The 15785-nt window shown below is 47.2% G+C and carries 7 protein-coding genes and 1 pseudogene; 6 read left to right on the top strand and 2 right to left on the bottom strand.

What is annotated here, in order from left to right; all coding sequences use genetic code 11:
- The first annotated feature begins 130 nt into the window (after window positions 1–130).
- The 3 genes and pseudogenes from EXU57_RS13640 to EXU57_RS13650 all read left to right on the top strand — a co-directional run.
- Complete coding sequence (locus EXU57_RS13640; protein WP_133268777.1) at window positions 131–2725, top strand: BamA/TamA family outer membrane protein; 2595 nt, start codon at window positions 131–133, stop codon at window positions 2723–2725.
- Between the two features lie 307 nt (window positions 2726–3032).
- Window positions 3033–4256: an acyltransferase family protein gene (locus EXU57_RS13645; RefSeq protein ID WP_133268778.1), complete on the top strand. Its 1224-nt coding sequence runs from the start codon at window positions 3033–3035 to the stop codon at window positions 4254–4256.
- 712 nt (window positions 4257–4968) lie between these two features.
- A pseudogene (locus EXU57_RS13650) lies at window positions 4969–7530 on the top strand (glycosyl hydrolase family 28-related protein); the annotation flags it as partial.
- Between the two features lie 919 nt (window positions 7531–8449).
- On the opposite strand, the gene EXU57_RS13655 reads toward EXU57_RS13650, so the two are convergent.
- Window positions 8450–9079 carry a hypothetical protein gene (locus EXU57_RS13655; RefSeq protein ID WP_133268780.1) on the bottom strand — a complete coding sequence of 210 codons (630 nt, stop codon included), beginning with the start codon at window positions 9077–9079 and terminating at the stop codon, window positions 8450–8452.
- A 344-nt stretch (window positions 9080–9423) separates the two neighbouring features.
- On the opposite strand from EXU57_RS13655, the gene EXU57_RS13660 reads away from it, so the two are divergent.
- Window positions 9424–10653, top strand: a complete 1230-nt coding sequence (locus tag EXU57_RS13660) for a hypothetical protein (protein ID WP_133268781.1) — start codon at window positions 9424–9426, stop codon at window positions 10651–10653.
- A 52-nt stretch (window positions 10654–10705) separates the two neighbouring features.
- Window positions 10706–12331 (top strand): hypothetical protein, encoded by a 1626-nt coding sequence (locus tag EXU57_RS13665; protein ID WP_133268782.1) that lies wholly within the window; start codon window positions 10706–10708, stop codon window positions 12329–12331.
- Between the two features lie 73 nt (window positions 12332–12404).
- Here the strand turns inward: EXU57_RS13665 and EXU57_RS13670 are convergent, their stop codons facing one another.
- On the bottom strand, window positions 12405–12671 hold the full coding sequence (locus EXU57_RS13670; RefSeq protein WP_133268783.1) for a hypothetical protein: 267 nt from the start codon (window positions 12669–12671) through the stop codon (window positions 12405–12407).
- Between the two features lie 998 nt (window positions 12672–13669).
- On the opposite strand from EXU57_RS13670, the gene uvrB reads away from it, so the two are divergent.
- Window positions 13670–15703 carry an excinuclease ABC subunit UvrB gene (uvrB, locus tag EXU57_RS13675; protein WP_165958138.1) on the top strand — a complete coding sequence of 678 codons (2034 nt, stop codon included), beginning with the start codon at window positions 13670–13672 and terminating at the stop codon, window positions 15701–15703.
- The last annotated feature ends 82 nt before the right edge of the window (window positions 15704–15785 follow it).

Here is a 15785-nt window from a genome sequence, read left to right on the forward strand (position 1 = left end):
CAGGCTTACAGGTATCGTTTACCGCCTGTTCAGGCGTTACCAAAACTGCAAAAAAGCAGGTTACTTCCATGTTTTGTTGTTGCACTTAAGCGTATGCTTGTTTCCTTAGCAATCCTTAAAAAACAACCCCATGCAACAACTTTTTCGTTGCTTTTGCTCAATGGCAAGCCCCCTGTTATTCTACCTGGTTGCGTCGCATCCTGCAATTTGCAAAGCTCAACAAACCACCATATTGGAAGTTGCCAAGGATTCGTCGTATGCTATCGTGGTAGCAGGCAAACAATACCGCAAAACCGCCTTTCACGATTTCTTCTGGGGCTCGCATTATCGAAAAGAATGGTCCACGCCGGTCAAGGTTAACGCTGTCTACCTCGATACGCTTGCAGGCGGACTGCAGCCCATTCTAAAAGGAGGCGGCAGGCAAACACGAACGCTGCGGCTTGAAGACAAGAACGGTAAACAGTATGTGCTTCGCTCAATCGACAAAACTTTTGGGCGCGCATTACCCGAAATTTTTCGCGGCACTTTTTCGGAAAACGTGATTAACGACCAGGTATCTATTGCTCATCCTTACGCTTCGCTGGCTGTGCCGTTCCTTGCCGATGCGGCCGGTATCTTTCATACAAACCCCCGGATTGTTTTTGTACCCGCACAAAAAGGCCTAGGCGAGTACAATGATGAGTTTAAGAACCAATTATACCTGTTTGAAGAACGCCCTGCAGGTAACCAGGCTGATGCAATAAATTTCGGCAACTCAGAAGACATTAGTGGAACGGAAAAAGTACTTGACAAAATTTTCGAAGAAAATGATCACCATGTCGATCAGAAAGCATTTATCCGCGCGCGGCTATTTGATATGTTTGTAAGTGATTGGGGACGGCATGAGGACCAGTGGCGTTGGGCCGTATTCAAAGAAAACGGGAACAAGGTATACCGGCCAATCCCGCGCGACCGCGACCAGGTTTTTACAAAGTTTGATGGCCTTTTTGTAAACATGGGTACCCGCCGCGAGCAGCTTGGTTATCTTCAGTCCTTTGGTTACCGGATTAAAGATGTCAAGCGGTATAACTTCCAGGCACGTCACCTCGACCGATTGATGGCCAATGAGTCCGGAAAAGAAGTCTGGCTATCCGTTGCAAGAGAATTAAAGCAGGCACTTACCGATGAAATCATCGAAAAAGCTGTAAAGCAACTACCTCCCGAAATATACCCGATTTCGGGAAAGGTCATCGAGGCGAAACTTAAATCCCGAAGAAATAGCCTTGTAGACTTTGCAACCGAATATTACCGGTTACTTGCAAAGGGTGTTGATGTAGTGGGCACCCACCAGCGCGAAGTTTTTGAGGTTGCTGCGGTTAACCCGAAAGAACTTTCTGTAAAGGTGTACGACCAGGACAGCTCAGGAAACAGGAAGGCTCAACCGTATTATGCGCGACGGATTTACTCGCACGAAACCAAAGAAGTACGCATATATGGTCTTAACGGGAAAGACAAATACGTCGTTACCGGTAATCCTGGCGATGCTATCAAGATAAGGCTCATCGGCGGGCCGAAAAAAGACAGCTTCAATATCAGCACTGCACCACAGGCTGATAAGATAAAGATCTACGACAATCATGATAATGGGTTTGCAACGGCAAAAGGGGCTAAACTATACTTATCTACAAACCCGGATATACATGCTTATGATTACCATTCCTTTCGTTACGATTCAAGATGGTTGAAACCAGGAATTAGTTATACCAACGAGGATCGATTGTATGTTGGGTTGTTTTACCACCTCCAGAAGCAAAAATGGCGAAAGTCGCCATTTGGGTACCAACACGACTTGCACCTTAACTATTCTATCACGCAACTGGGGTTTAGGGCGCTTTATATCGGACAGTTCACGCAAGCTGTCGGTAAATGGAACCTCGGGATTATGCTCGACGCCGATGAGGTTAGGGACGCGCATTTCCCCGGGGTTGGTAATAACACCAGGATAAAAAGTGACGACCGTAATTACTATCGTATGCGCACGAGGGAGTATTATGGCGGACTTAGCCTGGACCAGACATTTTCGGTTAATCACACGGTGACCCTGACGGGATATTACCAGTTCGTAAAAGTATTGCACAACAAAGACAAGTTTATCGAGGTAAACCGGCCGGCAGGTTTTTTTGATGCAGATCATTATGCCGGTGGTAAGGTCTCGTATGAATTTTTGAAGCTGGACAACAATTTGTTTCCAAGCAGGGGTATTAGCTTCCAGAGCTCAGGTGAATTCATCCAAAACCTTAAAGAACCCGAAAAGACCGTAACCCGGGTATCCGGTGAATTTGGTTTTTACGTGCCGCTGGCGCATTCCCTGACGCTTGCCGTTAAAACAGGTGCTGCTACACTTTCCGGCACCCCGGAATTCTACCAATTGAACCGTCTTGGTGGCGGGGCCACACTCAGGGGCTTTCTTCGCTGGCGTTTTTACGGCAAAACTGCTGTTTACAATCAAAACGAACTACAGTACAATTTCGCTGTTAAATCTTTTTTATTCAATGGCAAAATGGGTGTTGTCGCCCTACTTGACAATGGACGGGTGTGGCAACCAGGGGACCCCTCCGATAAATGGCATGTAGGGTATGGAGGAGGGATAATGCTGGCGCCATTCAACAAAATAAGTGTTACAGGCACAATCGCGTTTTCAAAAGAGGACCAACGGCTGAACGTGAGGTTAGGAAGACTTCTGTAATGCGTAGGTCCGGTTTTTGCCGTCGGTCTCACGATTGCAACGATGAATTCAGATTTTTCTCGCCAGGTTTGCCGGGTGGAGCAGGTTAACGCAGATTCAATTTGCACCCTGTCGTGGCCGGTAATACAATTACGAAGGCTTTTTTGCTTGGCAGCAATATTGCCCACTGGTGATGAATAGTTTGAGGGACAGTTTACACAACCGGTACGCTTAAGCACCGTAACAAATGCGGGAATTGGAACGATGCGTAATTTGCCTAATCTATAAAAAGTAACTATCATGCGCCGATTTTCTACAATTTACATTTATGACTGAAGTTAAGGTCAGGAAATTCAATTATTCACTGGAAGGCCTAAGGGGAATTTGCGCTTTAACGGTGGCGCTGGCACACGTGCAAACCGGCATGATCCTTTTTCCTACGATCAACCAAATCCTGGAGTACAGTCATTTTGCACACCTTGCTGTACTGATCTTTTTTATGCTTTCGGGGTATGTTATAGGTGTGAATTATCCCGGTGATCACCTCAACAAAAAAGACTACCTGGTAAAAAGGATCTTCCGGATTTATCCTATCTACCTGTTGGTCATTCTTTTTTGCTTCAGCTTCGAGCCGGACCTGAACTTGTCAAAGATCCTCGGTGCGATCTTTCTATTGCAAGGCTGGACAGATCGACTGGTAACCAACGTTGTGCTATGGTCCATCCATTACGAGATCATCTTCTATATACTGTTCATATTTATCGGCAAAACCAAAAAAAACATAGCGATACAGGCTGCCGTGTGCCTGGCTCTTGGTATGGCAGTTTGGGTGTTTAAAGCTGTTCCCCCCATTTTCGGCGGTTATTTTTGTGGGTTTGCTTTTTGGCTAACCGGACTTTATATTTCTAAACTTAACCCAACCCCAAATACCAACTCGAAAAGCGCACTTCTTTGCCTTTTTTTCCTGGCAATGGTATACAACCACCTTGCACCGGGCGGAGTTGTCTTAAATGCAATCGGGCTTAAGAATAACAACATTGACATGGTATCTGCTGCAGATATCATCAACATGATCCCGTGTTTTCTGATCATCGTAGAAGCAGGAAATATTGCAATTAACCGCAAGTTGCTGCTGGCTCTATATGCTGCGGCACTCGCATTCCCAGCCATGATCATCGGCTTCTTATTCTTTACCGGCAGAATACACGAGAATTTTCGCTGGGAGCTTTCAGGTGTCCTGCTCGCCCTTGCTGCTGTTTTGTTTTTCGTAAAACAGCGATACGATATGCTGAGAAATATCGCTTGGCTTGGTGGCATTTCCTATTCGATTTACATCATCCATTGGCCGATAGGGTATCTTATGGGCGAAATCTTCCGCCCCCGGGAGCCTTGGGAAAAAGCACTATATTTTATCCTGTGGCTGACCTTAGTCCTGGTCTTTTCATGGTTACTTGAAAAGAAATTCCAGCGCTACCTGAAAGAAAAGTTTTTCCCCCATAAAGCTACAGCTGCTGCAATCCCGGTGGTTACCGATAATCGCGTGAAGGCTTAACCTGGAATTTTCGAGAATAGATAATCTAGAGAGTGGCGAACTGTCGTCATCTTTTTTCTGTTGTTCTTGAACTTCGCTCTAAAAAACCCGCTTTTGTAAGCGACTTGCAACGCTGCTGGTTGTAAGCGGACCCGTGTTTATCGGCACCTGATAAAGCATGGTTAAAAGGATTTAACAGCCGGATCAGGCTGAAGCGGCTCATCGAACCACACGGATTTTGTCTGGCGCTCCGGCTTTGACCTAGAATATTTTGTCCAACCTCCTCCCGCCATAGGCTGCTATATACCGATCTTATTTGACTATCAGTACACCTGTTCCGGGTTTTTGATTATTTTCCCTCCTGCCAGTACGTTCCGTTATTGGATCTTGTGCCGTCCCTATTGTAACACCGCCTACTATCGTTTATCCACACCGAATAACAACGCTTACTCGTTGCATATCGGCGCTGGCGCAAATAATAAGAAGGGGTAGTGTTCCGGATATAAAGGTTCCAGATTAGTGCTGCATTGTTTTGCAGATATCAGCCTTGTTCAATCAATAGCGTTGACCTGGGATGCCTATAGCTGAAGAGATGCACCGTTACGTGTTTTACCCGGTAGAACCCGGATAATGGTCTCCTGTTAAATGCGTTCCTGGTAATACTTTTAAAGTCATCCATACCGTTTTAGGAACCATAGAAAGCATTTCAGTTTACCACCGATAACCATTATTGATGAGTTCGTATTTACGTCCCTGGCCTTTGTTCATTTTGTCTCTCCTAACGCTACTTGTATGCTCGCTCACGCAGGCGGTTGCACAAACAGGTCACCCCACGAGCGACGACGAATTTGTTGGCCCGTTTGCAAGCTGGATCAATGTTAAAACCCAATTCGGTGCAGCCGGTGACGGCGTTGCGGATGATACCGAAGAACTGCAGGCTGCGTTCGATGCTGTTGGCAATGCCGACAGTAAAGCCAGTGTGGTATACCTGCCCCCGGGAACATACCGCATCTCGGCAAAATTGGCGATGAACTACAAAATGAATGTAAGTGTAATCGGCGCCGATCCGGCAAATACAACCATCAAGTGGGCAGGCGCATCGGGCGGGACAATGATGTTCATTAGTGGCACGGCTTACTCACGATTTAACCGCATTACCTGGGACGGCAGCGCCTTAGCCAGTATCGCAATAGACCAATCCTACAACGGTTCACAAGGTTATTTCGATACCGGTAACGAATATGCCGATGACATTATTAAAGACGTAGCGACAGGTATCCGGGGAGGCTTTCTTGGACACGGCTTTGCAGAAACGGCAATCATGCGCTGCCGTTTTATCAGGAACACCTCCGCAGGAATAAGCCTCGGAAACTTCAATGCGCTGGATGCCTGGGTTTGGAGTTCCGTATTCCAGGATTGTAATATTGGGATTACAAACATTTTTGGTGCAGGTAACTTCCAGGTGTACAACAGTGTTTTCAAAAACTCCACTACCAGTGACATTTCCATTGACAACACCGGCCTGTTTGCCTTCCGTGATAACACTTCAATAAACTCCCGGGCATTTATTACGACCACCTTAAAACGGTACCCTGCCCTGATTACCATACAGGGGAACAAAATACTTGACCCCGTGTTGACCGCCGCCATAAACATTCGTAATCATGGCCCGGTTGCCCTGTTTGATAATGTAATCAGGTCGCGTGCGGGGGCTACCGGCTCAGTGGTTATCGTTGCCAGCGACCCGAGCAGTGAACTCTTTTGTATGGGAAACACCTATACCGTTACCAACGCCGTACAGTCCAGCAGCCGCAAAATACTGTTTGATAAACCGGTTGTACCAAGAGAGTCGTTGTTGAACCTAATCGAACCAGTGCTACCGGGTACTCAACCATCTTTAAACCGGCAGGTGTTTGAAGTTCCCGCAGGTGCAAATGCAGCGATGATACAGGAAGTGATCAACCAGGCAGCATTGGTAAGCGGAAAAAGGCCGGTAGTTCACTTTGCGCATGGGAATTACCAGGTAGCTAAAACGCTGGTTGTTCCTGCAGGCTCCGATATGCAGCTAACGGGTGACGGGCATGGCGACTTCAGGCCAACCTGGCTTACCTGGACAGGCTCCTCTCCTGCCCCGGTAATTGACATAATGGGCCCCTCTAAAGTTACCGTACGTGACCTGTCGGTAAATGGCAACAACCTGGCTGTTAATATCAGGATCAATAATGTCGACCAGGTAGGCTCACGCTTTTTCATGCACCAGGTAGAGCTTCACCTCAATAAGTCTAACCTGCTTGTAAATGGCCTTGATCATACGCTTGTGCTTGCACAAAACTCGCGGTATTCGCAGAGCACGGCCAAATCACTTAGTGTTGTTGGTGGTCCGATCAGCGCAGCCGGAAACCCACACGCAGGACGTACCGTACTTTATGCGGGGCTTGGATTTGATAACCAACTTACTTACGAGGTTTTGAACGGGGCAAACCTTCTGACAAGGGATGTTTGGTATGAAAGCTGGATGAATACCACCTACCTGAAGTTAACGGGTGCGGGTACTTTCGTATCGGAAGGTTGTCGTCTTGCATCTCCTTCCGGAACTGCCGTACCCATTATGAATGTAAAAGACTTCTCAGGCAAGGCAACCTTTATGAATCTTCACCTGGACGACCGGATTGCGATCAGTGGAAATGGCGGCAACTCATCGATACTTGGCCTTGGCGTATTGTCGAAAGGCAGTACTTATGTGGAGAATACCACATCTCCAGCGGCGGACGTCCGCCTGCTGAACGGCCGGATTGTGCAGGATCCAAACACCGTCTTCCCAAGATCGGGTAGCAGGGCTGCGACAAACTCAGGCATTGCAGACTCGACATTCATCGCTGGTATGCTCCAGGATACCCGTACGCTGCATGCCGAAATTTTAACCGCATTGCCAGGTAATGTTTCAGATGTACGGTTCTACCGGGTTTGGTGCTCCGGCGCAGAACAGGGTGTTGAAATCAATGCAGCAGCAAATCCCGTTTATGATGATGCAGCGTTACTTACCAGTCTCAGGTTAAATGAGGCGTCTTTAAGCCCCCTGTTTCAGCAAAACAGGTTCGAATATTCTGCGACAGTCGGTCAACATGTAAACAGTGTAACCTTAGTTGCTGGCTCCGGCAATAATAATGCAATCATTACCATCAACGATGTGGTAACGGCAAATGGGGCAGCTTCAGCACCGATATCTTTAGCTCCCGGGCTTACTCCTGTAGTGGTGAAGGTTAGCGTAGGCGATGTACAAAATACCTATATCATTAACATCACCCGTGCATCGGGCATTTCATTGGCAGCAAAAGTATTTTTACAAGGTGCTTACAACCTTAGTACCGGCAGGATGAACAATGGGCTGAATACGTTGGGCATTTTACAATCAAAAGCCCCGGCTCAACCATACCAACTCTCTCCATTTAATTACGCAGGTGCCGAGTCTGTCCCAACCGACTTCTTCTACCAGCACACTTCGATCGTCGACTGGTTACTGGTGGAACTTAGGGATCAAAACGCACCAGCCACGGTAGTTGCAAGCAGGGCGGTATTCTTACACCAGGATGGTACAATCACCGATACCAATGGGGTATCTTCCAACGTTGTTTTTCCGGGTGTTTCGCCCGGCTCGTACTACGTAACGATAAAACACCGGAACCACCTCTCCGTCAGATCGGCAACCCCGGTTGATTTCGGACAGGGACAAGGAAGTATCGACTTTAGTTTGTTGGGTAGCTGTTTCCAGAATCAACCATATTCATCCAATGTAAAATGGGGAAGTGTTTATTGTATGAGGGCGGGAAATGCAAATGCGAACACAAATGTCAGGTTCACCGGGCCGGCAAATGACCAGGACCAGATCCAGAATAATGCGTTGGGTGGTTCACTGTCGTTGGTACTTACAAATCATTATGCCCGCGAGGACCTGAATCTCGATGGAAGCGTTAAATCAAACGGTCCGGTTAATGACCAAAGTTTTCTGCTCAACATCATCATGGGGGGTTTTATCGGTACGATGTATATTGAACAACTATAGCTTTCCATAACTCCCCGTTTAGTGCAGCAACTTCGTAGGCGGGAAAACTAATTGAACTCACGGTTGCCCCCCAAATCAACCAGGTCGGCCAGGTATTACCCTTGTACGGTTTTTTCTAAGGCAGAAACAAGAAGATTTACGACCTAACGAGGCCTCATTGATTATGGATTTTGCCGTACCGGTAACGTTCTCCCGTTAGAAGCGGATGTTTGCCTTGCAGGTCGCCGTTGTTCATTTGTAAGCGAAAACGGGAAAAGAAAACCTCGGCAATCCAGGGTTCAAACGCAAAGGTAAACTGGTTATGTGTTGATTTCGGAAGCGTAAACGGCGAGATCTTTTCGGGTGTTAACTCAAACAAAAGATCAATGGTGGAAACAACCTTTGGTAACCTGATGGTACCGGTTCGGTCAGCCTTAATTATAGTATCGCCTTTGGTGGTTTTTACCCGTGCGTAAAAGAAATTATTAAACACGGGGTTCTTGTCTTTAAGCCGCAGCACCATTCCCTTAACCGGCGCCATGCTGCTGCCAACCATTTTGAAGTCTTTGCCCGGGTAGGGTTCTCCTGTAAGAACAACTTCGTTTTGCTCTAGTCTCCATTTCCCCTTACCATACCGGTCCAAAGCACCATATGAGTAAAAAAACTCAAAGGTGGAGTCCGGATTTAATTGAAATACGGAAGCTGTTTCCTGTACTCCTTCCAGCGAATAAACACCATGCAGTGAATCCCGTTGTGCCAGGGTAGCCGTTGATATAAGGAAAAACACCAGGAACAGATACTTCATTACAAACAGCTTTACGTATGCTTAAATACAAACAAGCCTCCGTTAATGTACTTACAATGCGTTAATCTTCAAAGCATCGGGAGTGCTTTATGAAGGAAGCAGAGCTGTGAAAAATCTTCGCCTAACACGTATTGAGTATCCTGACTCGAATGGGCGGGTTCTTTTACCACTTCATTGCGGCAGTTTTGCACGGGTATTCGGTTAACCCGTAGTTGTGGAAATACAGAAAAGAATTTTTCTGTAGCCGATCACTACCCTGCTACAGACAATATCATTTATTTGATAAAATTTTTTATTTTACCAGTGATGCATGGCAGCATCTCCTTTTTAAAATAATAAACAATATGTCTTTAACCCTGTCTCCGGGTGCTGAGTACGTGAAGCAGAAGCGTTCGTATCGAACGCTAACTACCGTATTTGGTATTCCATTATACGTATATGCTGTATCACTTGCGTCGCTCTTTACCATTGTTGGTATTCTTTGGGACATCAGCTGGCATACTACTATTGGAAGGGACCAGTTTTTATCACCACCTCACTTGCTGATTTATCTGGGGGCAATATTCGGTGGACTATTTTCCGGAATTCAAGTTCTGGTGAATACTTTTTCAGCTCCTCCGGTAGTAAAGCAGGGACTGGTAAAAATCTGGGGGTTTTTCTACAGTTCGCTCGGTGCACTTTTTTGCATATGGGGCGCAATAGCTATGCTCACTTCTGCGCCTTTCGACGATTGGTGGCACAATACCTACGGACTAGACGTAGTGATTCTTTCGCCACCGCATGTGCTGCTTGGTTTAGGCATGCTGTTTATGCAGTTCGGCGCCTGTGTGAGTATTTCGAAATACCTGAATTTACACCAAAGACCTAGTATTTCGGGGGGGTCGTTTTTCGATGAGCGGAGAGACCTGATTCTAAAACTTTTATTTGTAGTTGCGGCCTCCAGCCTTTTAGCAATGGTTTGCACACTATTAAACGAATACCTGGACACGCGTAATCAACGCACAGCCCTCTTCTACCAGGTTGCTACTATAGCAGTATTGCTTTTCGTACCGGCATTTGGGCGAAGCTTGAGAATAAAATGGGGCATGACCGCTGTTGCACTTGGTTATATGGTGATTATGGCCGGTTGTAACTTGGTCCTGCAGCTGTTTCCGGCGGTTCCGAAGTTAGGTCCGATATTAAATCCCGTCACCCACTTTCAGCCGTTCCAGTTTCCCCTGGTATTGGTTGTCCCTGCCGTGTTAATGGACCTCGTTATGCACCATTTCAAAGGCGGTGACTGGGGCAAAGCAGTTTTGATAAGCCTGGCATTTGTTGCCGCACTACTCGCCATACAATACCCGTTCAGTGGGTTTTTGTTGGAATCTCCCCTTGCGAGAAATTGGTTTTTTGGTTCTGAAGCGTGGTACTACGGGTTGGACCCCAATTGGGCGTACAGGTATAAATTTCTGCCGGAAGAGCTACAGCCCGTAGGCGTGGTGCTCAAAGGGGTAGCGATTGCTTTCGTAATTGGAATTCTGGTAAGCCGGCTAAGTCTCCGTTGGGGAAAGTGGCTTCAAAGTATACAGCGCTAACAGCAGCAAACCGTTCACAAAACACTAATTATTCCAGACGCCCTACCCTTTTATGAAAATAATTCTGACGATCTTATTAGTCGTGCTGACGCAAAACGGTTTTGCTCATGTTGGCAGCCCTGAAGTGGTAATGGAGGGAACTGCAGGACCATATAAACTATTGGTCAGCGTTATGCCACCTGACGTGATCCCCGGAGTGGCCAAAGTAAAGGTCTACCTGCAAAGCCCGGTAAATAAGATAACGCTTCGGGCCGTGTATTTCAGATCCGGTGATGAGGGCGCACCCGAGCCTGACCCGATGACGGCTGTAGAAGGTGCAACCGGTCAGTATACGGGTGAAACCTGGCTGATGAATGGCGGATCGTCAAGCGTCCAGATCAACCTGAGTGGCCGCGAGGGAAGCGGTGAATTGATTGTTCCGGTTGTGGCCATCTCAACCGCCAAAAAGGAGATGCCTGCCGCAACAGGCTGGACCCTGGCCGGGCTTGGATTACTGCTGTTTGTACTTATGGTAACCATTATTGGCGCGAGTGTCAGCGATGCACTCGCTAAATCCGGGGAACAAATCAATGCCCGACGCAGGCGGATCAGGGTTGTGGGATTTATTGTTTCAGCACTATTGACTTCTCTTGTGGTTTATGGCGGAAATGCATGGTGGCAAAGCTGGGCAAGAAATTACCAGCGCTATATGTTCAAGCCAACACAAGCAAAATCGACCGTTGTGCAGCAGGATGGGATCGCAGAGTTAAGGTTTGGGCTGGATACCACTTCACAACGCAAAACATCTTTCTCCTTTGTTGTTCCTGATCATGGAAAAATGATGCACATGTTCATCATGCGTATCCCCGCAATGGACGCGTTTGCACACCTGCATCCCGAACGAACTGATAGCGCTAATTACCGGACCATTTTACCTGCCTTGCCTCCAGGAAAATACCTGGCTTTTGCTGATCTGGTTTTTCAGAGTGGCTTTACCGAAACAGTTAAGGATACCTTCGAAATTACCAGCCAGCTTACAGACACGATTCATCAACTTGACAGGGACGACGCCTATGCCTTTGCCCTACCGGCAGACGTGGTTGACAACCCTCAACTTACCAACCAGGAAAGTACTATAATCTGCGGAAAACCCGGTACCGGAGCAAGGTTGAAAGATGGATCCGTTATGGTGTGGGAAGACATGACGACCGCGCCTTTACAAAGCGGGAAGTTGTACACGATGAAATTTTCGGTGACAGCTGCAGATGGAAAACCGGCTAAACTTGATCCGTACCTGGGAATGAGCGGGCATGCTGCGGTGGTGCGTAACGACGGAAATGTATATGTGCACCTGCACCCGGTAGGTACATTTTCAATGGCTGCAGAACAAAACCTGTCGAAAAGGATTGCAGAACCAAAAGGGGTTTACGAATACCCCAATGCCAAAGCTTTTAGGGACAGCATCGACCGCTATGTCCGTTACTTGTCAACCTTAAGCGACACTGCCCGGGATCGGATGCTTATGAGCGGAATGGATATGCCGGCGGGTACTACCGAAAACGGGATGGGTACGATGCAGCACGACAACGTGGTGTCGTTTCCGTATGCTTTTCCTGCTGCCGGGCAATACCGGGTGTGGGTACAGGTTAAGATAAACGGCCGTGTACTTACTGGTGCTTTTGATAAAACGGTAAACTAAAGCGGTACCAACCGTGGCTGGTACCGCATTAAGACTTATCCGGGAAAGGGGAAGAACTTGGTTTTGCCTTTTTTTATTGCTGGGTACTTTCGATCTTTCTTTGCTCTTTATCTATGCTTCTGAGCTTTTTATTCCGCCGGTGTTCCTGTCTTTTAAGTCGTCTTTCCTGTTTGTTGATTTTGCGTTCCCGGCGTTCAATCTTTTTGTCGAGGCGCTTGGTGTCTTTCGCATCGCTTTCGATCCGCTTTTCAGATTTTCTCAGTTGTGCACTGTCGACCTGGGAGAAGCCGGTGATTGAAATAAAGAGCGTTATCAAAAGGAAAAATAGTTGCTTTTTCATAAAAGGGGTTTGTAGAATGAGGATTGTAGTACTGGTATAAGTATTGAAATTAACATGCCATGGGGGGCTCTTTAGCGGATTGCGGGATTGGGGTTAGGTATTAAGGTATTGGGTATCGAGGTATTGGGAGAGCCGGTTCGCGGATTACGAATTGGCGGATTACGAATTGGCGAATTGCGGCTAAGGTATTGGGTATTGAGGTATTTGGTATTAGGAGAGCCGATTCACGGATTGCGGATTGGCGAATTGCGTATTAGGTAACCGCAAAGGGCGGGAAGCGGAGGTGGGCGCAGAGGAGTCTTTGGGTAATTAATCTATAAATGTTAAGCGCTTCCTTAATATCTCTTCAAGCCGTGTGATCCGTGTGCCATTGCGTGTCGTTAGTGTGCATCTTTGGTGACCAGCTGTTGTACAAGGATGAGGCGATGGTTGCGACGCTCCGTTCAAATCCGGATTTTCATGGCAACAGGGTTCCGGATGTAGGTATTGGAGCCCATTGGCGGATTACGAATTAGCGAATTGCGTATTGGGAACCGCAGAGGTGCGGAGAAGCAGAGGTTGGCGCAGAGAATTCGGAGAGCCGATTGAGGCTTGGGTATTGAGGTATTTGGTATTGGTAGAGCCGATTCACGGATTGCGGATTGGCGAATTGCGTATTGGGAACCGCAGAGAAGCGGAGAAGTTGAGGTTTCGCAGAGGAGTCTCTGGGTAAACCGCAGAGCAGCTGATTTTGAATTTTGAATTTTGAATTTTCTACGCTGAATAGCATTGTTGCAGTAAAAGGGAGTGACACCTGTCCGAACAAGGTTCATCCGGGCGGGCAACGATGTTCAACCCTGACTCTTCCGCTGGTTCCCAAAGAAGAAAATATGTTCCCGGGTAAGCATGTCTTGTAGGCAATGGACTGCTTTGGTTTGTGAATCTTTATTTCTGTCATAAATCCGGAAATCCGGCAGTTTGCCGCAAGTGCTAAACCCCTACATTCAGTAATTTGCAGTATGTCGATGTTTAATATTCACTCACCTTACCAACCCGCCGGGGATCAGCCCTCGGCTATTCAACAATTAACCGATGGGCTGAACCAGGGTGAAAGGTACCAAACCCTCCTCGGGGTTACGGGAAGCGGTAAAACATTTACCATGGCCAACGTTATTCAAAACGTGCAACGGCCGACCCTTGTGCTTACCCATAATAAAACCCTGGTTGCTCAATTATATGGCGAGTTCAAGCAGTTTTTTCCCGACAATGCGGTTGGTTACTTCGTAAGCTACTACGACTATTACCAGCCGGAAGCTTATATGCCGGTAAGCGACACCTACATTGAAAAGGACCAGAGTATCAACGAAGAACTGGACAAACTGCGCTTACAAGCTACATCGCAGCTGCTAACGGGACGCAGGGACATTATTGTTGTAGCCAGCGTTAGTTGTATTTATGGTATCGGTAACCCAAAAGAATTTGCAAACGGTATCGTAAGAATTAAAAAAGGGGAGACCATTTCCAGGCAAGGGTTTTTACACTCACTGGTAAATAGCCTGTACAATCGCAGCCAGACAGAATTTTCGCGTGGTACCTTCCGGGTGAAGGGTGACACCGTTGACATTAACCTGCCCTATGTTGATTTCGGCTACCGCATTACTTTCTTCGGCGACGAAATTGAAACAATCGAGACGCTTGATCTCCAGAGTAGTAAACGGATTAGCACAGTAGACGATGCCGCAATTTTTCCGGCTAACCTTTACCTGGCACCAAAAGATATGATGCAACAGGTCTTGTACGAGATACAGGATGAGATGCAGGCACAGGTAGAATATTTTAAAGCGACCAACAAATACATTGAGGCGCAACGCCTCAGCGAGCGGGTTAATTACGACCTAGAGATGATCCGGGAACTTGGGTTTTGTAACGGCATTGAAAACTACTCCCGATTTTTTGACCGGCGTGAACCCGGCACCCGGCCCTTCTGCTTACTGGATTACTTTCCAAAAGACTTCTTGTGCATTGTTGATGAAAGCCACCAAACCATACCCCAGGTTGCGGGCATGTATGGAGGTGACCGAAGCCGGAAGCTTACCCTGGTTGAATTTGGCTTCCGGTTGCCCAGTGCGCTGGATAACCGCCCATTAAACTTTAATGAATTTGAGTCGTTACTGGACCAAACCGTGTTTGTAAGCGCCACACCCGGGGACTACGAACTCGAAAAAACCGGCGGTTTTGTAATTGAACAGATTGCAAGACCAACAGGTTTGCTTGATCCACCGATCGAAGTAAGACCCAGTGTTAACCAGATTGACGACCTGCTCGATGAAATTGACAAACGCGTAACCAAAGGCGACCGGGTACTGGTGACCACCCTAACCAAAAGGATGGCCGAAGAAATGGATAAATACCTGGCGCGGATCAACATCAAAAGTAAGTACATACACAGCGAGGTACAAACACTTGATCGTATTGAAATACTTCGGCAGTTGCGCCTGGGTGAAATAGACGTGCTGGTGGGTGTTAACCTCTTGCGTGAGGGACTTGACCTCCCCGAAGTTTCGCTGGTCGCCATTCTTGATGCCGACAAAGAAGGCTTTCTCCGCAATGAACGATCACTTACCCAAACCGCCGGCCGGGCTGCACGAAACGTTGACGGACTCGTAATTTTTTACGCTGATACAATGACAGAAAGTATGCAGCGGACGATTGATGAAACCAATCGCCGTCGTGAAAAGCAGATTGCCTATAACCTGGAACATGGGATTACCCCTCAAACCATCCGGAAAACGGTTGAGCAAATCATGAAGCAAACGTCTGTACTGGATATTAAGGGCAGTGACGACAATGTAGAGTATTCACTAATCGACGATAAACCCCTCGTTGCAGCTGAACAGCAGCAGGAGTACAAGACCATTCCGCAAATGGAAAAAGCGATTACACAGGTGAAAAAACAAATGGAGAAAGCTGCGCGTGACCTGGACTTTATGGAAGCTGCCAGGCTGCGGGACCAAATGTTTAAGATGCAAAAAGAACTTGAAGCGGTGAAATAGTTGCACGCATTCATAACTAAATAAAAAGCCTAAAATTATACCCGTATCCTGCTGGAGCGGTATTTCCACCTATCTTGCAGCC

Source organism: Segetibacter sp. 3557_3 (genome assembly GCF_004354985.1).
Taxonomy (GTDB): Bacteria; Bacteroidota; Bacteroidia; order Chitinophagales; family Chitinophagaceae; genus Segetibacter.

Excerpts from the sequence above, each read along its gene's own strand:
- EXU57_RS13640 (WP_133268777.1), top strand. The coding sequence starts at position 131 with ATGCAACAACTTTTTCGTTGCTTTTGCTCAATGGCAAGCCCCCTGTTA.
- EXU57_RS13645 (WP_133268778.1), top strand. The coding sequence starts at position 3,033 with ATGACTGAAGTTAAGGTCAGGAAATTCAATTATTCACTGGAAGGCCTA.
- EXU57_RS13655 (WP_133268780.1), bottom strand. The coding sequence starts at position 9,079 with ATGAAGTATCTGTTCCTGGTGTTTTTCCTTATATCAACGGCTACCCTG.
- EXU57_RS13660 (WP_133268781.1), top strand. The coding sequence starts at position 9,424 with ATGTCTTTAACCCTGTCTCCGGGTGCTGAGTACGTGAAGCAGAAGCGT.
- EXU57_RS13665 (WP_133268782.1), top strand. The coding sequence starts at position 10,706 with ATGAAAATAATTCTGACGATCTTATTAGTCGTGCTGACGCAAAACGGT.
- EXU57_RS13670 (WP_133268783.1), bottom strand. The coding sequence starts at position 12,671 with ATGAAAAAGCAACTATTTTTCCTTTTGATAACGCTCTTTATTTCAATC.
- uvrB (WP_165958138.1), top strand. The coding sequence starts at position 13,670 with ATGTCGATGTTTAATATTCACTCACCTTACCAACCCGCCGGGGATCAG.